Here is a 26,511-nt window from a genome sequence, read left to right as displayed (position 1 = left end):
TGAAACGCGCGCCGATACAAACGCTTGGAGCACAAAAAGTTACGCTGAGTTACTCTATTTCGCGTCGACAGGGCCCAGGATGGGGTAGGGGTGGTATGTCTTCGACAGACACAATATCTTCGATGAGAAGCAATATGCTGCATGAAATCAGCACTCAGGCCGACGTCTTCGGCCTGCTGCATCAGGAAGCCCTTGCTGCCACTCGGGATGAGCCCCTGCTGGCGGCAATGCTCGACGCCCATGTGGTATCGCAATCCCGTCTGGAAGGATGTCTGACCTCTGTCATGGCATCAACGCTTGCCGACAGGACACTGTCGGTCGAGGCGTTGACGTGTTGTTTTCAGGGCCTTTATCAGGCGCACCCGTCTCTGGTCGAGAGCGCGGCATGTGACATGACGGCGGTTCTCGAACGTGACGCCGCCAGCAGCGATTACCTGCCCATCATGCTTTATCTCAAGGGTTTTCAGGCGCTGCAGTCACATCGTCTGGCGCATGCCCTGTGGGGTGATGGCCGACGCATTCTGGCGCGTGCACTGCACCATCGTGCCACCCAGGTTTTTGGCATCGACATTCATCCGGCCTGTCGCGTGGGGCGCGGGGTCATGCTCGATCACGGGACGGGCATTGTCATCGGCGAGACCGCCGAGATCGGCGATAACGTCTCGATCATGCAGGGCGTGACGCTTGGCGGCACCGGCAAGGAGAGCGGCGATCGCCACCCCAAGGTGCGCAGCGGTGTGTTGATCGGTGCCGGCGCCACCGTGCTGGGCAATATCGAGATCGGCCATGGCGCCCAGATCGGGGCCGGGAGCGTGGTGCTGGCTCGTGTGCTCGAGCACACCACGGTGGTGGGCATTCCCGCACGTCAGGCCGGTCGGCCGCGCTGCCCGAGCCCGTCGGTCACCATGGAGCACGGCAGTTTTCAGCACGTGGCCAGCCCCCAGTGGTACCAGCAGGGCAGCTGAGACGTTCTGAGCGCACGCGATACACAAGGGGCCGGTCACATGACCGGCCCCTTTTTGTACGACACGTTTTGTGCGACATACGCTGGATCAGAACTGCCAGCCCACGCCGAAGTAGTAGCCCCAGCCGGTGCTGCGCACGCGGAAATCGCCGTCGCCGAAGTTCAGCTCGCTGGCGTCGTTCCACTGGCCGCCATTATGGAAATAGCGTGCCACGGCCATGAAGCGAAGGTGCGTAAAGGAGTAGACAAAAGCGTTGGTGGCCACCACCGATTCGTTGGTGCGCGTCGGGTCGTCGTCGCCCAGATCCGAGCCGAAATCATAGTTGGTGAAGCCGGCATAGAAGAGGCTGGCTCCGTTATCAAAGCTCGCCAGCGGGTAGCTGTACTCGAGCTGGGCGCGATAGCCGTCCCAGCTGTTTTCGTTATCCGCTCCGTAGTTCTCCCACTGATACCTGCCGTAGAAGTTGAACGAGACATCCAGCGGCGTGCCGGTGTCGATATCGCTGCCCAGACCGGTATAGAGCGTGTTCTGGCGATTGTCGCTGTTGTGCCCCCAGTCATAGATCCAGTTGGCCGCCAGATACCATTCGCTCACAGGCCCCAGGCTCAGATCGCGCCCGCTGAGCTCGTTAAGCGACAGCCGTGGCTTGATCTCGGCAAAGATCGGTGAGCCGTTGTCAAAGATCCCGCTGTCGGCGGCATTGCCGATGCCGAAAAACTTGGGCATGTCGATGTAGCCGTAGAGATCCAGCGGCCCCTTGCGACCAAAGAACTCGTATTCCAGATAGACATCATCGATGCGCTGTGGCCCGAAGCGGATGTCCTTGCTGCCGATGACGGTGACGTTCTGGTTGTACCAGTCCGACAGGTAGGCGCTGCGCGGCGAATCATCGGTGGTTTCGTAGCTGGCGGTTTCACCCGAGGCCGCCGAGCCATCGGGCGTCTGCGGGTCGGCCTGTACCGATAGCGGCAGCAGCAGGACGGTCGCGATCAGAACACGGGGCATGCCATGCGACGCACGCAGGCTCGCCCGGCATGTGATGGGCATGCGTAGAGGGTTGGACATGATCATTCCTTGCAAGACGTTGTGTTGTTATTGATCAGGTTATCGTTGTGTTTGGCAGGTTGGCTCTACCGGCTGAAATGGCACCATGCCGGGGATAATGATGCAACTACTGCAGGGTCGGCGATGGTTTAAACATCACCTGTAGCCTGTCGGGACGACTCCAGCAGATCGATCATGGCGCGGGCGGCGTTGGAAAGCGTGCGGTTTTCATGAAAGAGATAGCCCAGCGGGCGCTCGATCGGGGGGCGATCCACATCAAGGCGATGCACGCTGTCGTCAATCAGGGTCTCGGGCAACACGCTCCATCCCAGCCCGGTGCTGACCATCATCTTGAGTGTCTCCAGATAGTTGGTAGACATCGACACACTCACCTCAAGTCCCTCGCGGGCAAAGGCGCTCATGACCATGGCGCGGGTAAAGGTCTGCTCGCCGGGCAGCACGGCGTCCACCCGACTGAGCCGGGCCAGACTCAGCGATGGTTCATGTGCCAGCGCATGGTCCGGGGCGCAGACAAAGTGAAGCTGATCGACCCATAGCCCGGTGGCGACCAGCGGTGGCGCCGTTTGAGGGGCAAGCGTTGCCAGCGCCAGCTCCAGCGAGCCATCAAGGACCCCCTGATAGGCCTGCTCGGAGTCCATGAAGCGCATATCCAGGCGCACGTCCGGCCAGCGCCGGGTGTAGTCGCGCAGCACCGGCGGCAGACGATGCAGTCCGATGTGGTGGCTGGTGGCCAGGCTCAACCGGCCGCGCACCGTCCCGCTCAGGCGAGTCAGTGCCCGTTGGGTATCCTCGAACAGACCCAGAATCTCCCTGGCGCGCGGCAGCAGCGTATGACCGGCCTCGGTCAGCGCGATGCGCCGGCCGATGCGATCAAAGAGCCGGGCATCCGTTTGCGATTCCAGCGTGGCAATGCGTTTGCTCACCGCGGACTGCGTCAGATGAATCTGTTCGGCGGCCAGCGAAAAGGAGCCGCACTCGGCCACGGCGACAAAGGCCCGCAGGCTTTCGGTTTCCATCTATTCCTCTCCGGAATGCATGGCATGAATAGGATGAATTGCTTTCATGGTATATCGCGGCGTAGGCTGGGCGCCATACAGGTGCTGATGAGCCCGTCGACAACAAGAGCTCCAGAGCATCATGGATCGTGAACGCGCCCCGAGCGCAAGGAGAGACGACATGGCAGGACAGACGCTTTATGACAAGCTCTGGGCATCGCATCTGGTGTCCAGCCGGGATGACGGTACCTCATTGATCTATATCGACCGTCATCTGCTTCATGAGGTGACCTCGCCGCAGGCCTTTGAAGGGCTGCGTCTGGCCGATCGTCGCCCTTGGCGCATCGATGCCAACATTGCCACTGCCGATCACAACGTGCCGACCTCTCTGAAAGAGCGTAGCGCCGGTATTGCGGGTATCGAGGACAACGTCTCGCGCATCCAGGTCCAGACGCTGGATGACAACACCACCAGCTTTGGCATCGAGACCTTTGGCATCAACGATGTGCGTCAGGGCATCGTGCACATCATCGGCCCCGAGCAGGGCGCGACGCTGCCGGGCATGACCGTGGTCTGCGGCGATTCGCATACCGCCACGCACGGCGCCTTCGGCGCGCTGGCGCATGGCATCGGCACCTCCGAGGTCGAGCATGTGCTGGCCACCCAGTGTCTGATCCAGCGCAAGATGAAGAACATGCAGGTGCGCGTTGAAGGTCAGCTCGGGCTTCACGTGACCGCCAAGGACATTGTGCTGGCTATTATCGGTGAGATCGGCACGGCCGGCGGCACCGGCTACGCCATCGAGTTTGCCGGCAGCGCCATTCGGGATCTCTCCATGGAAGGTCGCATGACGATCTGCAACATGGCGATCGAAGCAGGCGCCCGTGTGGGGCTGGTGGCGGTGGATGACACCACCATCAATTACGTCAAGGGCCGTCCATTCGCCCCGACGCCCGAGCAGTGGGACGCCGCGGTCGAGAGCTGGCAGTCGCTGGTCTCCGATGACGACGCCGCCTTTGACAAAGTGGTCACACTCGACGCCACCGCCATCGAGCCGCAGGTCAGCTGGGGCACCAGTCCTGAAATGGTCGTGGGCATCCACGGCAGCGTGCCCGACCCGGCAGCAGCCGAGGATGAGACCACGCGTCGCGGCCTCGACCGCGCCCTGGAGTACATGGGGCTGCATGCCGGCCAGAAAATCACCGATATCCGGCTGGACCGGGTGTTTATCGGGTCGTGCACCAACGCGCGCATCGAGGATCTGCGTGCCGCGGCGGCCGTGGTCAAGGGCCGCGAGGTGGCCGGCAGCATCAAGCAGGCGATGGTGGTTCCCGGCTCCGGGCTGGTGAAGCGTCAGGCCGAGCAGGAAGGGCTGGATCAGGTGTTTATTGACGCCGGTTTCGAGTGGCGCGAGGCGGGCTGCTCGATGTGTCTGGCCATGAACGCCGACAAGCTGGGCGCCGGCGAGCACTGCGCCTCGACCTCGAATCGCAACTTCGAGGGGCGTCAGGGCTACGGCGGGCGCACGCATCTGGTTAGTCCGGCCATGGCCGCTGCGGCCGCCGTGACCGGTCACTTTGTTGATGTTCGCGAGTTCGTGGACACGCCCGTGCCGACCAAACGCGCCGCCGGGCTTTAAGCGCTCGACCACGCCATTTTCAAGGAAACCGCCATGAAAGCCTTTGTCCGCCAAAAGGGTCTGGTTGCGCCGCTGGATCGTGCCAACGTCGATACCGACCTGATTATCCCGAAGCAGTTTCTCAAGTCGATCAAGCGCACCGGCTTTGGCCCCAATCTCTTCGATGAGCTGCGCTATCTCGACGAAGGCTACCCGGGTCAGGACTGCTCGAACCGACCGATCAATCCGGAGTTCGTGCTCAATCAGCCGCGCTATGAGGGCGCCAGCGTGTTGCTGGCGCGCAAGAACTTCGGCTGCGGCAGCTCGCGCGAGCATGCGCCCTGGGCGCTGGAAGACTTCGGCTTTCGCGTCATCATCGCGCCAAGCTTTGCCGATATCTTTTTCAACAACGCCTTTAAAAACGGGCTGCTGCTGATTCAGCTCGATGAGGCCACGGTGGATCGCCTGTTTGACGCCGTTGAAAAAACGCCCGGCTATCGTCTGGATGTCGATCTGATCGAGCAAAAGATCATGACCCCCGAGGGGGAGGCGATCGAGTTCGAGGTCGACCCGTTTCGCAAGTACTGCCTTGAAAACGGCCTGGACGATATCGGCCTGACGCTGACCGACAACAGTGATGCGATTCGCGAGTTCGAAACGCGCCATCGCGCCTCGCAGCCGTGGCTGTTTCGCGGGGAAGCGGCCAATCAGGCCTGAAGCAATGGTCCTTGCAGATTTACGGGTGTCGGCGGGCCGTAGCGCCCCGACATCCGGTATCTTCTTTATGTCAGAAACGCACCATGCCCGAACGGGGATGGCGTCAACGGAATTGTCATGACACAACGTATCCTTGTACTGCCGGGTGACGGCATCGGCCCCGAAATTACTCGCCAGGCGCGCCGCGTACTGGACGCCTGTCGCGATGCGGGGCTTGATATCGACATCGAGGAAGCCCCGGTCGGCGGCGCAGAAATCGATCGCTCCGGCGTGCCGCTGGCCCCCGAGACGCTGGAAAAGGCCAAAGCGGCGGATGCCATCCTGCTGGGCGCCGTGGGCGGGCCGAAGTGGGACACCATGCCCGATATCAGCAATCGTCCGGAAAAGGGCCTTCTGGCACTGCGCAAGGAGCTCAATCTCTTTGGCAATCTGCGCCCGGCGCTGTTGTATCCGCAGCTGGTCGAGGCCTCGAGTCTCAAGCCGGAGGTCGTCTCAGGCCTTGATATCATGATCGTGCGTGAACTGACCGGCGGGATCTATTTCGGCCAGCCGCGCGGGCGCGAGACGCGCGAAGACGGCACGCGCTACGGCTACAACACCTACGTCTATGACGAGCATGAGATTCGCCGCATCGGCCGGGTGGCGTTCGAGATGGCGCAAAAGCGCGGCAAGAAGCTCTGCAGCGTCGACAAGGCCAACGTGCTGGAAGTCACCATTTTGTGGCGCGACATCATGAACGAGCTGGCACCCGAGTATCCGGACGTCGAGCTCTCCCACATGTATGTGGACAACGCGGCCATGCAGCTGGTGCGCGCGCCCAAGCAGTTTGACGTGATCGTGACCGGCAACATGTTCGGCGATATCCTTTCCGATGCCGCCGCCATGCTGACCGGCTCGATCGGCATGCTGCCCTCGGCCTCGCTCAACGAGAGCGGCCAGGGCATGTTCGAGCCGTGTCATGGCAGCGCGCCGGATATCGCCGGGCAGGGGCTGGCCAATCCGTTGGCAACCATTTTGTCGGTGGCCATGATGCTGCGCTACTCCCTGGGCGCGCCTGAGCTGGCCGCGCGCATCGAGCAGGCGGTAGGCTCGGTGCTGGATCAGAACCTGCGCACCGCGGACATCGCCTACGAAGGCACTCGGCAGGTTACGACCGAGGAGATGGGTGACGCCGTGCTCGCCGCCTTCAACGCGACCTGAGATCCTCGACATCGCTCAACCATGGCGGGGCACGCCCGCCTGCAGACGGCAGCGAGCCGGGGTGCTCGCTGCCGTTTTTTTTCATGGCGGCGGCAAGGGCCGTTAAGTGGCGTTGTCGAGGATCGCCCGGGTAGACTGACAGGACATTGCCCCGGGCCCACAGGAGAGAACATGCCGTCACCGGAAGGTCGCTGGCGCATCCGCCGCGCCGAGCCCCGCGACGCTGAAGCTGTCGCCGAGATATTCAATCATGACGCGGTCTATCCCAATACGATGCAATTGCCTTTCAGCTCGCTGTCACGCTGGCAGCAGCGTCTGGAGAATGCAGGTAGCGGCTATCATATATTGGCCGCGTGTGATCCCGACAAGCCCGAGACGCTGCTGGGATTGATCGGGCTGCATCCGGTCAGCGACACGCCACGCGTGGCCCATGTGCGAACACTCGGGCTTTCTGTTCATCCCGACTACGCCGGTCAGGGCATGGGCGGACAGCTTTTAAGGGCCGCCATCGACATGGCAGACAACTGGCTGAACGTCACCCGCCTGAGCCTTGGCGTCTACAGCCATAATCAGCGGGCCATCGCGCTTTATGAACGTCACGGCTTTGTGCGCGAAGGTTTGAGCCGTGGAGTGGCCTTTGGTCATGGCCGCTATCTGGACAGCCTTGAAATGGCGCGTCTGCATCCGCGGCTTGTGCGGGAACTCGAGGCACAGGGCGAGTGTGATGCGACGCCCTCCAATCATTTATCACAAAAGGGGAACACGAGATGTTGAGAACCGGATTTGTCGGCTGGCGCGGGATGGTGGGCTCCGTACTGTTGCAGCGCATGCTGGAAGAGGACGGCTTCAAGCAGATCGAGCCGGTCTTTTTTACCACCTCTCAGGCGGGCAGGCCCGGGCCTGACGTGGGTGTCGACGTACCTGCGCTCAAGGACGCGTTCGATATTCAGGCGCTGGCCGAGCTGGATGTGATCGTGACCTGTCAGGGCGGCGATTACACCAGCGAGGTTTACCAGAAGCTGCGCGACGCCGGCTGGAAAGGTTACTGGATCGATGCGGCCAGCACCCTGCGCATGGCAGATGAGACGGTCATCGTGCTGGACCCGGTCAACCGGCAGGTGATCGATCAGCGTCTGGACGAGGGTTTTAAAACGTTTGCCGGCGGCAACTGCACGGTCAGTCTGATGCTGATGGGGCTGGGCGGTCTGTATGAGGCAGGCCTTGTCGAATGGATGAGCTCCATGAGCTATCAGGCGGCCTCCGGGGCTGGCGCGCAGAACATGCGTGAGCTGCTCAACCAGATGTCGATGGTGGGCAACGCAGCGCGCGCCGAGCTGGACGACCCGGCCTCCGCAATTCTGGATATCGATCGCAAGGTCAGCGAGGCCATGCGTGGCAGTGACTTTCCCATCGAGCAGTTTGGCGCACCGCTGGGCGGCAGCCTGCTGCCGTGGATCGACAAGAAGATGGACAACGGTCAGAGCAAGGAAGAGTGGAAGGGCGGCGTTGAAAGCAACAAGATTCTCGGCATGGCGCCCAACACGGTGCCGGTCGACGGTCTGTGCGTGCGGATCGGCTCGATGCGCTCTCACGCGCAGGCCTTTACGATCAAGTTGACACGTGATGTGCCGATAGACGAGATCGAGGATCGAATTGCACGTCATAACGATTGGGTCAGCGTGGTGCCCAATGACAAGGACGCCACCCTTGCGCGCCTGACGCCGGCGGCCGTGACCGGCACGCTGGATGTGCCCGTGGGTCGTCTGCGCAAGATGGCTATGGGCGGAGAGTATCTCTCTGCCTTTACGGTCGGGGATCAGCTGCTGTGGGGCGCCGCCGAGCCGCTGCGGCGCATGCTGGCGCTGCTGGTCGAGCGCCACTGACGCCGTCTGCCATCGTTATGCTCATCAGGGCGCCTCATCGAGGTGCCCTTTTTGTTTCACCGCTGTGGAGAGTATCGATGGCCGAACGGCCCTGGCATTTGCGTGTACGAAGCGTTGTGATGGCCACGCTTTTGATGTCGGCGTCCATGACGTCACAGGCCGTGGGTCTTGCCACACCGCAGGTCATGTCGGGCTTTAACGAGCCCCTGAGGGCGCGCGTGGCGCTGCTCGATACCGGCGCACTGCGCGCCGATGACGTTCGCGTGGCTCTGGCAGACAGCGAGCGCTGGCAGGCCATGGATGTGGTGCGAAGTGCCGATACCGATACGCTGCGACTGGCCGTCAACGGCCGCCCCGGTCATCTTTATCTGGAGGTGCAGGGCAGCCGGCCACTCGCCACGCCCTGGCTTGATGTGGTGCTTACCCTGAACTGGCCCCAGGGCGAGCTGACGCCACAGCTGACGCTACTGCCATCGACCGGTGGTGTCACCGATCATCAGGCAAGCACCGCTGCTGGCGCAACTGCCGACAGGCCGGCGGCGGGTGAGCGCTTCGCCGCAACAAGCCAGACCAGCCGTAATCAGGGCGGCGAGCGTCAGACGCGGGAAGCGCCGGCGCAGGACACCCGACGTCTTGCCGCGCTCGAAGAGAGGCTTGATCGTCTGGAGCAGCAGCTGAGCGCCAGTCGAGAGGCGCAGACCAATCTGATGTCGGCGCTGGAATCCGTCAGGGCGCAGTCGCTCGCCGGTCAGGATTCGTTCGATACCGCCGGGATAACAGCGCTGGTATCGCGTCAGCAGGCGCTGGAAAGCCGTCTGGATCAACTGGACCAGAACGGGCTTACGCCCGCGGCCACTGCCGACCCCGTTGTACAAGAAGCGGCACCACTGCAGGACACCTCCCCCCAGGAGGCATCAGTCGCGCCAGTATCCGAGCCCACCATTGATGGACGCGACAGTGGATTTGTCTGGACCTGGGCACTGGCATCGCTTCTGTTGCTGTTGGCCGGAGGATGGGCTCTGCTGCGCCGCTGGCAACAAAAGCGCTATCGATTGGTCAGCGCCACAGAGCTGTCGCCGATGAGCAACCCCTCCAGGACTGACGGTGAAACGGCCTCTTCCCTTGAGGCAAGCGGTGAGGATCAGGGTGACAACGTCATCCACGCCGAACAGGATGCGGCATGGAGCGCCCATCGCGCCCAGGTCGAGGCGATCTGCAGTGAAGCCGAGGTCTTTCGTCGCCACGGCCGGCGGGATCATGCCGTCACCATGCTCGAAAAGGGACTTGAGCAGTACCCGAACGATTTTCAGCTGATACGGGCGCTGGCCGCACTGGAGGCCACTGCGCCAAATGATGAGCCCGGTGACGACAAAAAGGACGAACAGCGCCATAAGACAGCATCGGACCCCATTTCTGATGAGACGCCGGCGTTTGCGCCGTCGTGGTCACTTGAGTCATTTGCGCAGCACGATGAGGTCGAATCAGGGCAGGGCAGCGCTTTCGGTGTCACTGACAGAAGGACGGAGCCTGTCACGGCGCCGACGGCCGATTTCCCTCACGACTGGGCACTGGAAGAGGTGGCTTTCGAGGGCGGCGATGCGGATAATGAGCGCCCCGATGCAGATCGTTTACGTCGCCACGCCTGACGGGGGTGGTTCGATGTCGATCCCTCAAATCACATGAGGGCTTGCGACCGCGCGACAGTCAGGATTTTCGTGGTCGCAAGCCCCTGCATTACCGAGTCACATGTCTCTTTTTACACGACTGGATGAAACCGAACGCGTCAGCGGCCGTATTGCGCTGGGACTTGAGTACCGTGGTACGGCCTATCAGGGCTGGCAGCGCCTGAGTCACGGTCCCTCCCTTCAGGCCGCCCTTGAGAAGGCGCTTTCCCGCATTGCGCAATCGCCCATCGAGGTCATGTGCAGCGGACGCACCGACAGCGGCGTGCATGCCACCCGCCAGATCGTGCATTTTGATACCACGAGTGCACGCACGCTGAAAGCCTGGGTCATGGGCACCAACGTGAAGCTGCCGCGTGACATGTCGGTTCGCTGGGCGCGCGTCATGCCTTTTGACTTTCACGCCCGCTTTTCAAGCCTGGCGCGCCGCTACCGCTACGTGATCATCAATCAGCCCATGCCGCCGGCACTCGACGCCGAGCACATGACCTGGCATCGCACTCCGCTGGATGAAACGCGCATGCACGAAGCGGCGCAGGCGCTGGTCGGCGAAAACGACTTTTCCGCCTATCGCGCCGCGGGCTGCCAATCCAGTACGCCCTGGCGCCATGTGCATTTCGTTGAAGTCACGCGTGCCGGGCCGCTGGTCATGATCGATATTCAGGCCAATGCCTTTTTGCATCACATGGTGCGCAATATCGCCGGCGTGTTGCTGACCATCGGCGACAAGCGACGCGATATTTCCCGGGCGCGTGACATTCTGGAAGGCCGGGACCGCACCCTCTCCGAGGCAACGGCGCCGGCACAGGGTTTGCACTTCGTGGATGTATACTATGATCCACGCTTTGAGCTGCCCTCGGAGCCGCTGGGCCCGGCTGAGTTTTACTTCAGCGGCGAGTGGACCGGTGAGCGGACACTGCCTGCTTCGAACTATCAGCGACCGGTCTATCGCGGTGAACCGCCAAGACATTTGTAATCGCCAGGACCTCTGTACATGCGAACCCGAATCAAGATTTGTGGCCTGACCCGTGAAGCGGATGTCGATGCTGCAGTAGAGGCCGGCGCCGATGCGCTGGGATTTGTCATGTGGCCCGGCAGCAAGCGGGCGCTGACGGTAGAGCGACTCGAGCGTCTGGCCGCCCGGGTGCCGCCCTTTGTGACCCGGGTGGGGCTTTTTGTGGATCAGGAGGCCGATGTCGTCATGCGCTGCGCGCCCTGGCTTGACATGCTTCAGTTTCACGGCAACGAGGCGCCCGAAGCCTGTGACCTTTACGGCATGAGCTGGCTCAAGGCGCTGCGCATGCGCGATGATATCGATCTCGCCCATGAGGCCGAGCGCTATCACCGCGCCCGCGGTCTGCTGCTGGATGCCTATCGCCCCGGCGTACCCGGCGGCACCGGTGAAACCTTTGACTGGTCACGAGTGCCGCGCGATCCGGCACTGCCGATGATACTCGCCGGTGGTCTGACGCCGGACAACATAGCCCGGGCCGTCGATCAGGTGGCGCCCTTTGGTGTGGATGTTTCCGGTGGCGTGGAGGCCGGTGCCGGCATCAAGGACCCTGACCTGATCAGGGCCTTCATTGATCGGGTGCAAAACGCTGACGGCGCGTCGCGTACCCTTTGATGCCGACAGGCGAGGCAGGGGTTGTGCGGTGTTGATGCACGCCGGACTGGCCCTCGCTACCGCCGATGATTGATAATGGGCAAATGCGCCATACGCTTTTGCGGCGCGCCCATTTTAAAAGACTGACCATCAACGATATGGAAGCCCTTTCTCGATGAGCTGGCTCGACAAGATTGTTCCTTCAATGGGGCGTACTGCCCGTACCGATCGTCGCAACAACATTCCCGACGGCCTGTGGCGTAAATGTCCCAATTGTGAGGCTGTCCTTTATCGGCCCGAGCTTGAGCGGCATCACAATGTCTGCCCCAAGTGTGATCACCACCTGCGTTTGAACGCGCGCCGTCGCCTCTCCTGGTTTCTGGACAGCGACGGTCGCGAAGAGATTGCAGCCCAGCTCGAGCCGGTGGACCGGCTCAAGTTTCGCGATTCCAAGAAGTACAAGGACCGCCTGGCCGGCGCGCAGAAGGCCACCGAAGAAAAGGATGCCCTGATTGTCATGAAGGGCACGCTGGATGGTCTGCCGGTCGTGGCCGTGGCGTTCGAGTTTGAGTTCATGGGCGGCTCCATGGGCAGCGTGGTGGGCGAGAAGTTCGTCCGCGCGGCAACGATTGCCCGGGAAGAGAAGCGCCCGCTGGTCTGCTTTGCCGCCTCCGGTGGTGCGCGCATGCAGGAAGCCCTTTTCTCACTGATGCAGATGGCCAAGACCTCGGCGGCGCTAGAGCGCCTGCGTGAAGCCGGGACGCCCTATATTTCGGTACTCACGGATCCGGTCTTTGGCGGCGTGTCGGCGTCACTGGCCATGCTGGGCGATCTCAACGTGGCCGAGCCCAATGCCCTGATCGGTTTTGCCGGCCCGCGTGTTATCGAGCAGACCGTGCGCGAAAAACTCCCCGAGGGTTTCCAGCGCAGCGAGTTTTTGCTGGAGCACGGCACGGTCGACATGATCATCCATCGCAGCGAGATGCGTACCCGACTGGGGCGTATCCTGCGCACGCTGACCGACCGCCCCTCCGAGCCTGCCGTCACGATGCTTGAAGACGTGGAAGGTGACGATGGCAAGCCGTACAGCGCTGACGCCGCACGCTGATTGTCATGTCTTTCACACTGACACAGTGGCTGGCCCATCTGGAGAAGCTGCACCCGGTTGCCATCGATCTGGGGCTTGAGCGTATTCGCATCGTGGCCGAGCGGCTGGGACTATTGTCCGGCCCCATTGCACGCCGGGTCGTTACCGTGGCCGGCACCAACGGCAAGGGGTCGACCGTGGCCATGGTCGAGGCCGTGGCCCGGGCGCATGGCCTGAGCACGGCCTGCTACACCTCGCCGCATCTGCTGCGCTACAACGAGCGCCTGACGCTTGATGGTAACGAGGTCAGTGACGAGGCGTTGATCGATGCCTTTGAGCGCATCGACGCCGTGCGTCTTGAGACCGGACTGACCTATTTCGAAATGGGCACGCTGGCAGCGCTTGTCATCATTCGTGACCGCGCTCCGGATCTGGCCATTCTGGAGGTCGGGCTGGGCGGTCAGCTGGACGCCACCAATATCATCGATGCCGATGTCGGCATCGTGACCAGCGTGGCGCTCGATCACGCCGATTTTCTGGGCACCGACATCGAAAAAATCGGTACCGAAAAGGCGGGCATTCTGCGCGCCGGGCATCCGGCCGTACTGGGCAGCCGTAACATGGTCGCAAGCGTGGCGGCACATGCCGCCTCATTGCCGGTGTCTCGCTGTCTCGTGCTCGGTGCAGACTTTGACTGGCGTCGCGATGGCCACGACGGCTGGCAGTGGCAGCGGCCCGATGGCGCTTTCGATGAGCTGTCGCTTCCCGACCCGGGGCTGCCGCTGGACAATGCGGCCAGTGCGCTGACAGCGCTTGAGGCGCTGGGCATACCGCTTGAACCCGAGCGTCTGATACAGGCGCTGTCCGGTATTCGTCTGGTCGGACGCATGCAGCGTATCGGTCGCTACTGTCTGGATGTGGCGCACAATCCGCATGCGGCAGGGTATGTGGCTGATCAATTAATGCTGCGGCCCGTGACACGACGCGTGGCGCTTCTGGGCATGTTGGGTGACAAGGACGCCGAGGGTGTCATCGAGGCGCTCTGGCCGGTGGTAGACGACTGGCTGCCGGTAACCCTTTCCGGGGCGCGAGCGCGACAGGCGGCTACTCTGGCAGATATCATTCGTGCCCGCGGCGGCGAGGTGGTGGCCCTGGCGGACAGCCCGGCGGCGGGCATTGCCTGGCTTGAACAACATTCACAACATGATGACGTACTGGTTTGCGGCTCCTTTTTCACCGTGGCAGAAGCACTGGCCCGGCTTGAAAGGGGCGAGGGAACCGCGTAACAAGGAGAGAGTCGCATGAAATACGGCATGCGTGAGCGCATCAGCGGTATCGTCATTATCGTGGCCCTGGCCCTTATTCTGCTCCCCATTATGTTTGGGGGCTCAAGTGATGACGAGGAAAGTGCCGACGACTCATCGATGATCATCGAGCAGCCCATCAACATGTCACAGCGTGATGTGGCCGCTCCGCAGTCACCGCTGCCCGAGAATGAAGATCGCGTTGATGACAGCGCCCGGTCGGGTCAGTCCAGTCAAAGCAATCAGCTGTTCCCGGATCGCCAGCGTGAAACCGAGCAGGCACCTGCTCGCGCCGAGCCGTCATCGCCGCAGACCGGATCACGCGATGCCGATACCGCGCGCACCGGGGGCAATACTGCCTCCTCGAGTGGCAGTACTGCTGCTTCCTCCGCCGGTAGCACTTCAAGCACCGGTAGCGCTTCAAATTCGGGCAGCAGCGCGGCTTCCTCGAGCAGCAGCCGACCGGCCACAACGACCCGGGAAAGCAGCAGTAGTGCCCAGCGCCAAACGCCGGCACGCAGCGATGACTCTTCGGGTGATCCGATCATGGCCGCGGCCAATCGCAACAGCGCCAGTGCCTCTCAGCCCTCCGGCAGCGGCGGCTGGGCCGTACAGGCCGGCAGCTTCGGCCAGCCCGAAAATGCCGACCGTCTGATCGAGCAGCTCAAGTCGCAGGGCTTTGCCGCTTACAAGCAGCCGCGTGGTGAGCTCAACACGGTCTATGTCGGCCCTTATGGCTCCACCGAAGAGAGCGAACGGGCACGCGCCGAGCTTCAGTCCAGGGCCAACATCAAGGGGCTGATCGTTCGTCGTGAAGGTGGTCAGTGAGCTGGACCTGGATTGACTGGGCCTTTCTCATCATTCTGGGATTTTCGGTCCTGTCGGGGTTTGCGCGCGGCTTTATCCGCGAGGGGCTGGGGCTGGCCGCATGGATTGCGGCCCTGCTTGCTGCCCGCGCTCTGGGGCAGCCGGCCGCGGATCTTTTTACCGACTATATCGATAGCCCACAGATTCGTTTGGTGATCGGCTTTGTGCTGGTGGTATTTGTCGTGCTGTTGCTGGCCAATATGGTGATCAGACTTCTGCACGCCATGATCGAATGGGTCGGGATGGGGTTTTTCAACCGTCTTCTGGGCGCCGCGTTTGGCCTGCTGCGGGGCGGTTTCGTGCTCATCGTGATCGTGGCCGTGGTGGGTCTGACACCGCTGAGCCAGTCCGATGACTGGCGCCAGTCGACATTTTTACCCTGGGTCGAGCAGGGGCGTGATATGGCCATTCGCCAGTATCAACAGCTCGACACGGATCAGTCTCTCATGGATGAAGCATCGCAGCGCGCTCGTGAACTGCAAGGACACCTGCCCCGGCAGATGTCGCAATGATCAAGCGATCAGTACGGCCGGCAACGCGCCGGCAATCACCGACAGCGAGGATGTAACGCATGTGCGGTATCGTGGGCCTGATGGCCAACTCGATGGTAAACCAGGCAGTCTATGATGCGTTGACGGTGCAGCAGCACCGAGGCCAGGATGCTGCCGGCATGATGACCTGGAACAACGGTCGCTTTTTGCTGCGCAAGAGCAATGGTCTGGTGCGTGATGTCTTTCATACGCGCCACATGCAGCGGCTCAAGGGCAACATCGGCATCGGCCATGTACGCTATCCAACGGCCGGCTCTGCCAGTGAATCGGAATCCCAGCCCTTTTATGTCAACTCTCCCTATGGCATTGCGCTGGTTCACAACGGTAACCTGACCAATTCCGAACAGCTGGTGGCCGAGCTGTTCAACGCCGACCTTCGCCACATCAATACCAGCTCGGATTCCGAAGTGCTGCTTAATGTCTTTGCCCATGAGCTGGGCAAACAGGGGCATCACTTGGAAGCCGAAGACATCTTTGATGCCATTCGCCGGGTCCATCGCCGCTGCAAGGGCGGTTATGCGGCGGTGTCGATCATCAATGGCAAGGGGCTGGTCGCCTTTCGTGACCCGCACGGCATTCGCCCGGTCGTGTTCGGTCGACGCGATACGCCGGAAGGCCCAGAGTACATGATTGCGTCCGAATCCGTGGCGCTGGATGTGGCAGGCTTTGAGCTGATTCGCGACCTGGCCCCGGGTGAGGCGCTTTATATCGACATGGCGCGCAACCTGCATACCCAGCAGTGCGTTGAAAATGTCCGGCTGACGCCCTGCATCTTCGAATACGTCTATCTGGCGCGCCCGGATTCGATCATCGATGGTGCCAACGTCTATGCCACCCGCATGCGCATGGGGCAAAAGCTTGCCGAGAAGATCAAGCGTGACTGGCCCGACAACGATATTGATGTCGTTATCCCCATTCCCGATACCAGCCGCACGGCGGCGCTGGAGCTGGCGCTGCATCTGAACGTGGCGTATCGCGAAGGCTTTATGAAAAACCGCTACATCGGGCGGACCTTTATCATGCCGGGGCAGACCCAGCGTCAGAAGTCGGTGCGTCAAAAGCTCAATGCCATCGATATCGAGTTTGCCGGCAAGAACGTGTTGCTGGTGGATGATTCCATCGTGCGCGGCACCACCTGCAACGAAATCATTCAGATGGCGCGCGAAGCCGGCGCTAAAAACGTCTACTTTGCTTCCGCCGCGCCGGCCGTGCGCTATCCCAATGTCTACGGTATCGACATGCCGGTGGCCATGGAGCTGATTGCCTTTGATCGCACCACTGAAGACGTCGCCGAACTGATCGGTGCCGACCGACTGGTCTATCAGGATCTCGACGATCTCAAGGAAGCCGTCAGGGAGATCAACCCGACACTTGAAGCGTTTGACTGCTCGGTCTTTGACGGTCGTTATGTGACCGGAGATATCGATCCGGACTATCTGGCCCGGCTTGAAATTGCCCGCAGCGACGCCGCCAAGCAGCAATCCAGCGGCGGCCACGCCCAGGTGGATCTGCACAACGACGTTGAGGAAGTTGACTGATTCCCGCGCCCGCGGCAGGGTAAAACATCGCTGAAGGGTATTCATTGAATGACCGGGCCATGCGCCCGGTCATTTTGTTCATGACGATCACGGTCGACGCTGCCCCGGGCATTTTCAAGGGATGCTGCGGCCTTCGACCATCAAGGAAATCACCATGTTCGAGAAAGACGACCAGGGCGAGCCCCTGCATCCGGATACGCTGGCCATCCGGGCCGGCCATCAGCGTACCCATGAGCAGGAGCACAGCGAACCGATCTTCCCCACCTCAAGCTTTGTCTACGAAAGCGCAGCCGAAGCGGCCGCCAAGTTTTCCGGCAAAGCGCCGGGCAACGTCTACTCGCGCTTTACCAACCCGAGCGTGCAGACCTTTGAAGCACGGCTGGCGGCAATGGAAGGGGCCGAGGCCTGTGTGGCCACGTCGTCGGGCATGGCGGCCATCATGTCGACCGTACTCGGGCTGCTGGAGGCCGGTGACGAGATTGTGGCCTCGCGGGCGCTGTTTGGTTCCACGGTCAGCCTGTTTGCCAAATACTTTGGCAAGTTCGGCGTGGTCACCCATTTTGTGGAGCTTTCCGATCTGGAGGCCTGGAAGGCGGCCATGACGCCGCGCACGAAACTGCTCTTTGCCGAGACGCCCTCCAATCCGCTCTCCGAGATTGCCGATATTCGCGCGCTGGCCGATATCGCGCATGAGCATGGGGCCTGGCTTGCCATCGACAACTGCTTTTGCACCCCGGCATTGCTACGCCCGATGGAGCATGGCGCGGATCTGATCATTCATTCGGCGACCAAGTATCTGGACGGGCAGGGGCGTGCCATCGGCGGCGCCGTGGCCGGCCGCGCCGACCTGGTGAAGGAAGTGCATGGTGTGGTGCGCACCTGTGGCCCGAGCATGAGCCCCTTCAATGCGTGGATTTTCACCAAGGGGCTGGAAACGCTGGGGCTTCGCATGCGCGCCCACTGTGACAATGCGCTGGCGCTGGCGCAGTGGCTCGAGGCGCACCCCGGGGTGGAAAGGGTGTACTACAGCGGTTTGAGCTCTCATCCGCAGCATGAGCTGGCCGCACGCCAGCAAAGCGGTTTCGGCGCGGTGCTGGGTGTGGAAGTCAAGGGCGAGCGTGACGGTGCCTGGTCGGTGATCGATGCCACGCAGCTTTTGTCGATTACCGGCAATCTGGGCGATCTCAAGACCACCATTACCCACCCGGCTACTACCACACACGGGCGCTTAAGCGATGAGCAGCGCGCCAGCGCTGGCATCACGGAAGGCTTGATCCGTATCGCGGTGGGTCTTGAGCATCTCGAGGACATCAAAAGGGATCTGTCACGCGGTCTCGATGCCCTGTAAGCCGGCCACGACACCGTCAGAACCTGTGAAATGTTGCAGGTTCTGACGGCCCCCGGATTCAGGCCAGAGGGTTGTACCCCTGCAGCATGCCGATTTTCGGCATGTTGCGCTCCCAGATGGGCGGGTCACCGACAATCTCCTGCAGACACTCGATAAAGCGTCGTGTCTTGAGCGTCATGAACTCCCGGTGGGGATAGACCATGTGGATGTCGGGGCTCGGCGCCAGCTGCAATTCGGGCAGGATGGGAAACAGCCTGCCTTCCCGGAAGGCGTCTTCAAGCATGAAGGCGGACATGACGCCATAGCACAGACCCACCAGCATGGCCCGGATCATGACCTCGGGGTCATTGGTGCGAAAGCGTGGATTGAGGGCGCCGCGGACAATGCGGTTGTCCTCGTTGTAGTAATGGAGATAGTCCACCGACAGGTCGTCGCGCGAGTAGGTGGTGGCCGGCAGCAACAGCAGCGCCTCGACGCTTTCGGGCATGCCGTGTCGTTGAATGAATTCCGGGCTGGCGCAAATGACCTGATGGTTGCGTGCCAGCGGTCGGGCAATCAGTGAGGAGTCCTGCGGTTCGCTGATGCGAATCACCAGATCATAGCCGCCGGCAATGACATCGACATAGGCATTATCGAGCTGGAGCTCAACGCGGATGTCCTTGAAACGTCTCATGAAAAGGCCGGCCGCCGGCGCCACGTAACGTCTGCCGAAATCCGTCGGCGCATTGATGCGCAATACGCCTCGAGGCTCGCTCTGGTAGGCCTCTGCCACGTGGCGGGCATCCTCAAGGGCCGTGCGCAGTCGCAGAGCGCGCTGATAGATCTCGCGACCGGCATCGGTCAAATGCACCACACGGGTCGAACGGTTGAAAAGGCGCACCTCCAGTTCCTTTTCGAGATGGCGGATCTGGCGTGAAATGACCGAGCGGTCAACATGACGAAGGTCGGCGGCGCGCGTAAAGCTTCCGGCATCGACCACCTCGGCAAGGAGCAAAAGACGGCTGGACAGGTCCATGGCGGCTTATGGCCTCCCGACGTGACTGTTGCGCTTTGTGCAACACAAAGTTGTTATAGCGTGCATCGATCAAAAACCTTTTCAGGCAGAGAATATATCTATCGAAACGGCGCTGCCGAAAGCAGCCCCGAGATATAGCACACTGAAAAGGGACATGACATGACACGCACACTTCTGATTGCCGCGCTTTCACTGACCACGCTGATGGCCCAGCAGAGCATGGCCTCCACCGCCGAGGGCGAGTTCATGAAGGCCAATAATGGCGCGGCCCTCAATACCGGTAGCAGCATGCTCTCCCGCTCGGCGGTGGCCACCGCCAATGGGGTGACCGGTACCCATTACGCCGCCCAGGGGGCGCCGCACCGCTTTGCCTTCAATGTAGAAAACGACGGTCAGGTACAGCTTGCGAGTCGGCAGCTGGCAGGTACTCACAACGCCGCCTATCGTCTCAATGCCATGGTGCTTGACCAGCAGGGCCAGGTCGTTGCCAGCAGCGCCAGTGATATTCAGGGCAACTTTAATATCGACAGTGCGCTCTCCGCCGGTCAGTACACGCTGGTCGTCGATGGCCGTACCACCCAGAGCCGCGCCAGTTCGGACAACAGCTACGAGATTCTCACCTCGCTGTAACCCGAAAATATTGGATGACTGTCGTTTTCCGGCGGTCGAAGGTTCAAAAAAGCAGGCGCCGCCTGCTTTTTTTTGTGCATAAGGTTAGACTGCGCGCCGCATAACACTGTGTCCCATCAACTCTGGAGCTGCTGTGGCATCGCCTCAAACCCGAGAAATGGGTAAAACCCTCTGGCGTCAGACGCTGCCCATGGCCATGGGCGTCATGGCGCTGCTGGGCTTCAATCTGATCGATAGTATCTTCATCGCCCGACTGGGTACGCAACCGCTGGCAGCGCAGTCGTTCACCTTTCCGGTCGCCACCGTCATCATCGGCGTGCAGGTCGGCTTTGGTATTGCCATTGCGGCCTTGATTTCGCGCGCGCTGGGGGCGGGGGAACAGGCCCGTGCCCGGCGGCTGGGCAGCCTGGTACTGGTCGGTGGCAGCGTGGCGATGCTGTTGCTTTTGCTGGCGCTCTGGCTACTGGAGCCGATCATCTTTCGTCTTCTGGGTGCCAACGAGGAGACGCTGGTACTGATCAATCAGTACTGGGGCCCCTGGCTGCTGGCAAGCTGGATCGGCGCGCTTTTGTATCTGGGCTACAGCCTTTTCCGCGCTCACGGGGAGACGCGTCTTCCCGGTCGCATGATGGTGCTGACCAGCCTGATCAATCTGGTGCTCGACCCCGTGCTGATCTTTGGCGTAGGGCCCTTTGAGGGCTGGGGGCTGGCAGGGGCAGCCTGGGCGACGCTGATTGCCTTTGTCATCGGCCTGCTGGTGCTGGCCAGAAGCCTTGCCCGACGTGACTGGCTGGCCGGGTCGGGCCTTCGTGAAGAAGCCGGCACCTCGATCGGGCGCTTTATGGGTATTGCCCTGCCGGCCATGGCCTCCCAGCTGTTGCCGGCGGTGTCGGCACTGGCGGCCACCGGCATTGTGGCGCGACTCGGTGAGGCCGCTGTGGCGGCCTGGGGGCTGGCTGCGCGCCTGGAAACCTTTGTCATTCTGGTGGTGCTGGGGTTGACCATGTCCCTGCCACCTTGGCTGGGACGCAGCTTCGGGGCCGGGCGCTGGCAGGAAATTCGGGCGCTGATGAATCTGGCGGCACGCGTGGTGCTGATCTGGCAGCTGCTGCTGGGACTTTTGTTGAGTGCGCTTGCCCTGCCGCTGGCCGGGCTTTTGGCCGGCAACGACGAGGTGCGAGGCATGCTGGCAACGCTTTTGTATTTCATGCTGCCCAGCTACGCCTTTTTAGGGATCTGCATGCTGGTGGTATCGGCCTGCAACGCGCTGGGCTGGCCGCGCCGCGCCGTTACTGTCTCCTTCATGCGCCTTTTTGTCTGCTATCTGCCCTGTCTGGGAGTGGGGGTCTGGCTCGGAGGTTTTGTGGGTCTGGGTATCGGCGCCGCCGTGGGCAATGTGTTGGCCGGCGTGCTGGCTTGGTGGAGCTATCGCCGCATACTGGGTGATAAGGGGCGCATCGATAAGGACATGGCCGCAGAGGCGTGATATGAGACTCTATCGTGAAGCGCGCCGGTATTGTGTTTATAGTATTAGAACGCTTTCATGATGGGTGGTAGTGATGGAGATGCGCCGTATGCCAACGCGATATCGAAAAGAGCTGTCGGGCCTGACCATTCTGGTCATGCTGGCAGGCTGTGCCTCGCACTCGCCACAGGACAATGACGTGGCAGGGGCGGGTACCTCATCGGGCGGTATGCCAAATGCCGATGTGGTCTTTGATCAGGGCAATACCGACCCGAACACCGGTCTCGGCGCGCTGGATCTGGAGCGCATGGGGCTTGGCAACCAATGGAACGCGCTGGATCAAGACGGTGACGGGCGGATTTCACGTCAGGAGTTTCGCCGGCGTTTTGACGACCCCGCCATCGCGCGTCAGCTGCAGATGAAGGCGCAGACAGCAGAAGTGACAGACCCTGAGCAGACGGTGTCTTCCTCCTGGCGACTGCCACCGGAGCCGGCCTCCCGGCAATGGCGCTCGCAAGAGGCTGCGGCGCCTGCAACATTGAGCACGCCTTCGGCGGCGGCCTGGGGTGTCTCGCCGGCTCCGGACGAACCGGAAGCCACCGACCCGCGTCGCGAAGAGACCATAACGACGCCCTGAGCGTGCAGTGATGACACGGCGCATAAAAAAAGCGAGCCTTCAGGCTCGCTTTTTGATGCTCACATTTGGGCGTTATTCAACGACCGTGGCAATGGCGCGGGCCACGTACGCCAGCGAATCGCCGGAGAGCCCGGCAATATTGGCACGGCCCGAGCCGACCATATAGATGCTGAACTCGTCACGCAGTCGCTTGACCTGTGCCTGAGTCAGGCCGGTGTAGGAGAACATGCCGCGCTGCTCGGCAATGAAGGCGAAACGCTCTTCAAGCCCGTGCGCTCGGAAAGCCGCCACAAAATCGCTGCGCAGATCGTTGATGCGCCCGCGCATCTCGGCAAGCTCCTGCTGCCACTGATCGGTCAGTGTCTGCGAGCCCAGAATCTCGGCAACGACCGCAGCGCCGTGAGACGGCGGCGTGGAGTAGTTTTCCCGAGCGGCAATGGCGATCTGGGTGCGCACGTTTTGCATCTGCTCATGATCAGCGGCCAGCACCATCAGCGAGCCGGTGCGCTCCCGGTAGAGGCCGAAGTTTTTCGAGCACGACGTCGTGATCAGCATTTCATCGAGCGCCTCGACGAACAGGCGTACACCAAAGGCGTCCTGATCCAGGCCATCACCAAAGCCCTGGTAGGCAAAATCGATCAGCGGCAGCAGTCCGCGCGATTTGACCACTTCCAGAATCTCGCGCCACTGGTCTTGCGACAGGTCAAAGCCGGTCGGGTTATGGCAGCAGGCGTGCAGCAGCACGATATCGCCTTCGGGCACTTCCCCGAGGGCGGACAGCATCGCGTCGAAATCCAGTCGATTGTCGGCGTTGACGTAAGGGTAGCGTTTGACCTCGATGCCGGCGGCTTCAAAGATGGCCGGGTGATTGGGCCAGGTCGGGTCGCTCAGCCAGATGGCTCGATTCGACAGGTGCGACTTTAAAAAGTCGGCCGCCAGGCGCAGGGCGCCGGTGCCCCCCGGGGTCTGGGTGGTGCTGATCCGCCCGGCGCTCAGCGCCGCAGAGTCTTCACCCACTACCATCCTGGTGACCGCCTCGGTATAGCGCGTATCGCCATGGGAGCCGATGTAGCTTTTGGTGGCTTCCTGCTGATAAAGCTGCTCTTCCGCCTTTTTGACCGTGGCAAGCACCGGAGTACGGCCCTTGTCGTCACGATAGACACCGACCCCGAGATCGACCTTTTGCGGGTTGGTGTCCTGTTGATAGGCTTCGATCAGGCCGAGGATGGCGTCCCCGGGAACTCGCTCGATACGCTCGAACATCTTGAATGACTACCTCGTCGGGTTGGCGGTCATGAATGAATAGGCATGTAGGTGGCACACGAGAAATAATGCCACTGCAGGACCGTTACTGCCACCGCCGATGACACGACCGTCCTGACCGGCACGCCACGGCTAGCGAGGGGCATCGTAGCGACCGGGTCGAAGTTTGGAAAAGACGACCTGCCAGAGCTGAAGATCCCGCGCCCTGAAGGCACCGGCGCAGCTGGCCAGATAGTAGCGGAACATGCGCTGGGTACGCTCATCGTAGGGCAGCGACGGCCAGGCCTTTTCGATGTTGTCAAGCCAGGCCATCAGGGTACGGTCGTAGTCTGCGCCGAAGTTCTGCCAGTCTTCCATGACCATTTTGTTTTCGGTGGGCCTTGCGATTCGGGCGATCGAGGGCAGCACCCCGTTGGGGAAGATGTACTTGTTGATAAAGGGGTCGGCACCGATTGTCGAGTTGTTGGACCCGATAGTATGCAGTACAAAAAGACCATCCGGTGCCAGCAGTCGCTCTACCGTGTCGAAATAGGTCGGGTAGTTCTTGTGACCGACATGCTCGAACATGCCGATGGAAACGATACGGTCGAATCTGCCCTGCAGATCGCGGTAGTCCTCGAGCAGGATTTCGACATCCAGGCCTTCACAGCGCTTTCTGGCAAGCTCCGCCTGCTCTCTGGAAATGGTGATACCCGTCACATGGACACCGTAATGGCGGGCGGCATGTCTGGCGAAACTGCCCCAGCCGCAGCCAATATCGAGCACTCGCATGCCGGGGCGAAGCTGAAGCTTGCGTGCTGCCAGATCCAGCTTGGCAATTTGCGCCTCGTGCAGGGTGGCAGCCTCTTTCCAGTAGCCGCACGAGTAGCACATCGTCTCATCCAGCATGGCTTGAAACAGGTCATTACCGAAATCGTAGTGCTGCTCACCCACCATGAAAGCGCGTGTTTTACTTTGGAGATTGGTCAGGCCGGCCTGAAGCTGATAGAGCAGCTTCTCACGCCGGGTATGGGCCCGCTCCCCCAGATTGGCCAACAGAACGCGCTCGATGAACTGATCGATGCGCTCACAGGACCACCAGTGGTCCATATAGGACTCGCCAAGTCCGAGTGAGCCCTGACGGACGATCCGACCATAGAAGTCGGGATGATGGACCTGCAGATCCCAGGGCCTGCTGCCATTGAGCGTCACGCCCGTGGAGTGAAGCCATGACTCGATCAGGCGACGCGAGCGTGTATCGCTAGTGGTGGTTGAATTGCCAAAGGTATTGCTGGTCATGCCATCCTCCCCTGGTAACGGTTCATGACCTCCACGATGCCTCCCTGTACCGTAAACGGGTGACACATTGGCTGGCATAAAAACGAAAGAGGTCGCTTTTCTTGCTTCAGTCTTAAATCATGAGGGATGGTTGACGATTTTCCAGCCCTGTTTCAATAACAGGTGTTTACATTCAAGCTGTGTCGTGAAGGAGGTTCGGGATGAAGGTCATGATCGATCTATGTGTTGTACCGCTGGGCGTGGGTGTTTCAGTGGGTGCCTACGTATCGGCCTGTCAGGAAGTGATCGAGCAGGCAGGGCTTGTGCATCAGATGCACGCCTATGGCACCAATATCGAAGGGGAGTGGGAGAGTGTGTTTGAGGTGGTCAGACGCTGCCATGAAGTCGTTCATGACATGGGCGCGCCAAGGATTACGACCTCCATGCGCATCGGCACGCGCACGGACCGCGAGCAGAGCCTGTCGGACAAGATCGAGAGTGTTCAGGCGCTTCGCCGCGGCGGCAGGGAAATCAGCGACAGCGCAGGGTCAGCGTAGCGCGCCAGATATCGCCTTCCGAGGTGGCGGCTTCGAGAGCGTCCGTGGTGGAGTTTGCCTCGTCATCATCGTCCAGGGTGGCCATTTCAGGCGGGGTGACCTGCATGTCCAGCATGCTGGCCTGTCGGCCACCGCGGGCTCGACAAAGATGCTGGCCGGTCTCCATGGCATCGGCTCTGGCCGTGGGTTCATCGATGGCGCCCGCACTGACGGTCAGCGTGTCTTCAGACTGTCCCTCTGCCGGCGTCGTGCTGCAGCCCGACACCAGTGAGGACAACAGCACCATGCCAAGGCAGGCAAACGTGGATCTGAAGACAAGGGGAGCGGGCATGATCAGGGCACTCCTGCAGGATTTTCGAAGCCATCAAGATCGGTCAGCCAGCGTCTGGCATGCTGGGTCAGATGCTGTGTCAGCGCTTCCAGTATATTCCCCCCCTGACGCCAGTAATGCCAGTAAAGCGGCACGATAACATCCGCGCTGCTTTCAAGATCGACCAGTTCTCCGCGGTCGATGGCCGCCTGTGCCTGAATCTCGGGAATCAGTCCATAGCCGATGCCAGAGCGGATCATCTGATAGAACCCTTCAGAAGAGGGGCACAGATGATGGGGAAAGGGGACGGTGACGCCGTGGTTGGCGATATAGCGCTGCTGCAGTCGATCATCGGGGCCAAACACCACGGCCGGTGCTTCGGCCAGTGAGATACGATCCAGGCCGTTGGGAAAATAGCGCTGCACAAAGCCCGGCGTGGCCAGCGGGCGATATCGCATGCCTCCCAGCGGTCGAGCGCGCGCGCCCTGAATCGAGCGTGGCGTCATGCACAGACAGGCAGCCACCTCGCCGTCACGCATGCGCTTGAGCGCCGTTTCCTGATCCTCGACGACCAGGTCGAACAGTACGGCGTGCTCCCGAAAGAAATCCTCGACCGCCTCGGCCCACCAGGTGGCCAGACTGTCGGCATTAAGGGCAATGCGCAGACGCTGTTCGCGATCGCCCAGCGAGGGGACATAATCGAGCAGATCGTGTTCGAGCAGGCGCACCTGCTGAATGTGGTTGAGAAGCCTTTTCCCCAGGTCCGTGGGGGCAATGCGCGGGGCACGAATCAGGACCGGCTGGCCCAGGCGTGCCTCCAGAAGCTTGATTCTCTGGGATACAGCAGACTGGGTCAGTCCCAGTACCTGAGCGCCGCGCTCAAAACCTGCCTGGTCCACAACGGCGCCAAGCGCCTCAAGAAGTTTATAGTCGAGCATAACGCCTGCTAAG

General features: G+C 61.4%; 26 protein-coding genes. 19 read left to right on the top strand and 7 right to left on the bottom strand.

Going from position 1 to position 26,511, the window contains the following annotated elements:
* Positions 1-134: 134 nt before the first annotated feature.
* The gene (gene cysE, locus ACXMYO_RS06900) at positions 135-965 is read left to right on the top strand and encodes a serine O-acetyltransferase (RefSeq protein ID WP_457808217.1); all 831 of its coding nucleotides are present in this window, start codon (positions 135-137) and stop codon (positions 963-965) included.
* 87 nt (positions 966-1,052) lie between these two features.
* On the opposite strand, the gene ACXMYO_RS06895 is transcribed toward cysE, so the two are convergent.
* Positions 1,053-2,030, bottom strand: coding sequence for a nucleoside-specific channel-forming protein Tsx (locus tag ACXMYO_RS06895; RefSeq protein ID WP_457808216.1), 978 nt, complete (start codon positions 2,028-2,030; stop codon positions 1,053-1,055).
* Between the two features lie 128 nt (positions 2,031-2,158).
* Positions 2,159-3,046, bottom strand: coding sequence for a LysR substrate-binding domain-containing protein (locus ACXMYO_RS06890; RefSeq protein ID WP_438767705.1), 888 nt, complete (start codon positions 3,044-3,046; stop codon positions 2,159-2,161).
* A gap of 160 nt (positions 3,047-3,206) precedes the next feature.
* On the opposite strand from ACXMYO_RS06890, the gene leuC reads away from it, so the two are divergent.
* From leuC to ACXMYO_RS06820, 14 genes are all read left to right on the top strand, one after another.
* The gene (leuC, locus tag ACXMYO_RS06885) at positions 3,207-4,664 is read left to right on the top strand and encodes a 3-isopropylmalate dehydratase large subunit (protein ID WP_457808215.1); all 1,458 of its coding nucleotides are present in this window, start codon (positions 3,207-3,209) and stop codon (positions 4,662-4,664) included.
* A 33-nt stretch (positions 4,665-4,697) separates the two neighbouring features.
* The gene (gene leuD / locus ACXMYO_RS06880) at positions 4,698-5,360 is read left to right on the top strand and encodes a 3-isopropylmalate dehydratase small subunit (RefSeq protein ID WP_457808214.1); all 663 of its coding nucleotides are present in this window, start codon (positions 4,698-4,700) and stop codon (positions 5,358-5,360) included.
* A 117-nt stretch (positions 5,361-5,477) separates the two neighbouring features.
* Positions 5,478-6,560, top strand: coding sequence for a 3-isopropylmalate dehydrogenase (gene leuB, locus ACXMYO_RS06875; protein WP_457808213.1), 1,083 nt, complete (start codon positions 5,478-5,480; stop codon positions 6,558-6,560).
* Positions 6,561-6,731: 171 nt separating this feature from the next.
* A complete protein-coding gene (locus ACXMYO_RS06870) occupies positions 6,732-7,334 on the top strand; it encodes a GNAT family N-acetyltransferase (RefSeq protein ID WP_457808212.1) in 603 nt (200 codons plus the stop codon).
* Complete coding sequence (gene asd / locus ACXMYO_RS06865) at positions 7,328-8,443, top strand: aspartate-semialdehyde dehydrogenase (protein WP_457808211.1); 1,116 nt, start codon at positions 7,328-7,330, stop codon at positions 8,441-8,443. The genes ACXMYO_RS06870 and asd overlap by 7 nt, the downstream gene beginning before the upstream one ends.
* Before the next feature lie 77 nt (positions 8,444-8,520).
* Positions 8,521-10,089, top strand: coding sequence for a type IV pilus assembly protein FimV (locus ACXMYO_RS06860; protein ID WP_457808210.1), 1,569 nt, complete (start codon positions 8,521-8,523; stop codon positions 10,087-10,089).
* Between the two features lie 100 nt (positions 10,090-10,189).
* A complete protein-coding gene (truA, locus tag ACXMYO_RS06855) occupies positions 10,190-11,101 on the top strand; it encodes a tRNA pseudouridine(38-40) synthase TruA (protein WP_457808209.1) in 912 nt (303 codons plus the stop codon).
* An 18-nt stretch (positions 11,102-11,119) separates the two neighbouring features.
* Positions 11,120-11,752 carry a phosphoribosylanthranilate isomerase gene (locus ACXMYO_RS06850; protein ID WP_438767690.1) on the top strand — a complete coding sequence of 211 codons (633 nt, stop codon included), beginning with the start codon at positions 11,120-11,122 and terminating at the stop codon, positions 11,750-11,752.
* A 154-nt stretch (positions 11,753-11,906) separates the two neighbouring features.
* The gene (accD, locus tag ACXMYO_RS06845; RefSeq protein WP_438767689.1) at positions 11,907-12,839 is read left to right on the top strand and encodes an acetyl-CoA carboxylase, carboxyltransferase subunit beta; all 933 of its coding nucleotides are present in this window, start codon (positions 11,907-11,909) and stop codon (positions 12,837-12,839) included.
* Positions 12,840-12,844: 5 nt separating this feature from the next.
* Positions 12,845-14,104 (top strand): bifunctional tetrahydrofolate synthase/dihydrofolate synthase, encoded by a 1,260-nt coding sequence (gene folC / locus ACXMYO_RS06840; RefSeq protein WP_457808208.1) that lies wholly within the window; start codon positions 12,845-12,847, stop codon positions 14,102-14,104.
* Positions 14,105-14,119: 15 nt separating this feature from the next.
* The gene (locus ACXMYO_RS06835) at positions 14,120-14,950 is read left to right on the top strand and encodes an SPOR domain-containing protein (RefSeq protein ID WP_457808207.1); all 831 of its coding nucleotides are present in this window, start codon (positions 14,120-14,122) and stop codon (positions 14,948-14,950) included.
* The gene (locus tag ACXMYO_RS06830; protein WP_438767684.1) at positions 14,947-15,501 is read left to right on the top strand and encodes a CvpA family protein; all 555 of its coding nucleotides are present in this window, start codon (positions 14,947-14,949) and stop codon (positions 15,499-15,501) included. The genes ACXMYO_RS06835 and ACXMYO_RS06830 overlap by 4 nt, the downstream gene beginning before the upstream one ends.
* A 59-nt stretch (positions 15,502-15,560) precedes the next feature.
* On the top strand, positions 15,561-17,078 hold the full coding sequence (purF, locus tag ACXMYO_RS06825) for an amidophosphoribosyltransferase (protein WP_438767683.1): 1,518 nt from the start codon (positions 15,561-15,563) through the stop codon (positions 17,076-17,078).
* Positions 17,079-17,232: 154 nt separating this feature from the next.
* A complete protein-coding gene (locus ACXMYO_RS06820) occupies positions 17,233-18,426 on the top strand; it encodes an O-succinylhomoserine sulfhydrylase (protein WP_457808206.1) in 1,194 nt (397 codons plus the stop codon).
* A 58-nt stretch (positions 18,427-18,484) separates the two neighbouring features.
* Here the strand turns inward: ACXMYO_RS06820 and ACXMYO_RS06815 are convergent, their stop codons facing one another.
* The gene (locus ACXMYO_RS06815) at positions 18,485-19,441 is read right to left on the bottom strand and encodes a LysR family transcriptional regulator (protein WP_457808205.1); all 957 of its coding nucleotides are present in this window, start codon (positions 19,439-19,441) and stop codon (positions 18,485-18,487) included.
* A gap of 159 nt (positions 19,442-19,600) precedes the next feature.
* On the opposite strand from ACXMYO_RS06815, the gene ACXMYO_RS06810 reads away from it, so the two are divergent.
* The 3 genes from ACXMYO_RS06810 to ACXMYO_RS06800 all read left to right on the top strand — a co-directional run bounded on the left by ACXMYO_RS06810 (position 19,601) and on the right by ACXMYO_RS06800 (position 22,173).
* Positions 19,601-20,071, top strand: a complete 471-nt coding sequence (locus tag ACXMYO_RS06810; RefSeq protein WP_457808204.1) for a hypothetical protein — start codon at positions 19,601-19,603, stop codon at positions 20,069-20,071.
* 157 nt (positions 20,072-20,228) lie between these two features.
* Positions 20,229-21,557, top strand: coding sequence for an MATE family efflux transporter (locus ACXMYO_RS06805; protein WP_457809478.1), 1,329 nt, complete (start codon positions 20,229-20,231; stop codon positions 21,555-21,557).
* 88 nt (positions 21,558-21,645) lie between these two features.
* The gene (locus ACXMYO_RS06800; RefSeq protein ID WP_457808203.1) at positions 21,646-22,173 is read left to right on the top strand and encodes a hypothetical protein; all 528 of its coding nucleotides are present in this window, start codon (positions 21,646-21,648) and stop codon (positions 22,171-22,173) included.
* 72 nt (positions 22,174-22,245) lie between these two features.
* Here the strand turns inward: ACXMYO_RS06800 and ACXMYO_RS06795 are convergent, their stop codons facing one another.
* Complete coding sequence (locus ACXMYO_RS06795) at positions 22,246-23,436, bottom strand: amino acid aminotransferase (RefSeq protein WP_457808202.1); 1,191 nt, start codon at positions 23,434-23,436, stop codon at positions 22,246-22,248.
* Between the two features lie 132 nt (positions 23,437-23,568).
* Positions 23,569-24,714, bottom strand: a complete 1,146-nt coding sequence (gene cfa / locus ACXMYO_RS06790; protein WP_457808201.1) for a cyclopropane fatty acyl phospholipid synthase — start codon at positions 24,712-24,714, stop codon at positions 23,569-23,571.
* Positions 24,715-24,914: 200 nt separating this feature from the next.
* Here cfa and ACXMYO_RS06785 point away from each other — a divergent pair, with 200 nt between their 5' ends.
* Positions 24,915-25,250 (top strand): MTH1187 family thiamine-binding protein, encoded by a 336-nt coding sequence (locus ACXMYO_RS06785; protein ID WP_457808200.1) that lies wholly within the window; start codon positions 24,915-24,917, stop codon positions 25,248-25,250.
* On the opposite strand, the gene ACXMYO_RS06780 is transcribed toward ACXMYO_RS06785, so the two are convergent.
* Both ACXMYO_RS06780 and ACXMYO_RS06775 read right to left on the bottom strand, forming a co-directional pair.
* On the bottom strand, positions 25,225-25,581 hold the full coding sequence (locus tag ACXMYO_RS06780) for a hypothetical protein (protein ID WP_438767670.1): 357 nt from the start codon (positions 25,579-25,581) through the stop codon (positions 25,225-25,227). The two genes, ACXMYO_RS06785 and ACXMYO_RS06780, sit on opposite strands and share 26 nt — an antisense overlap.
* 2 nt (positions 25,582-25,583) lie before the next feature.
* A complete protein-coding gene (locus ACXMYO_RS06775) occupies positions 25,584-26,498 on the bottom strand; it encodes a LysR family transcriptional regulator ArgP (RefSeq protein WP_457808199.1) in 915 nt (304 codons plus the stop codon).
* Between the last annotated feature and the right edge of the window lie 13 nt (positions 26,499-26,511).

Source organism: Kushneria sp. EE4 (assembly GCF_977968315.1).
Note: the sequence above shows the minus strand (reverse complement) of the source record. Positions and strands in the feature narration are given on the sequence as shown.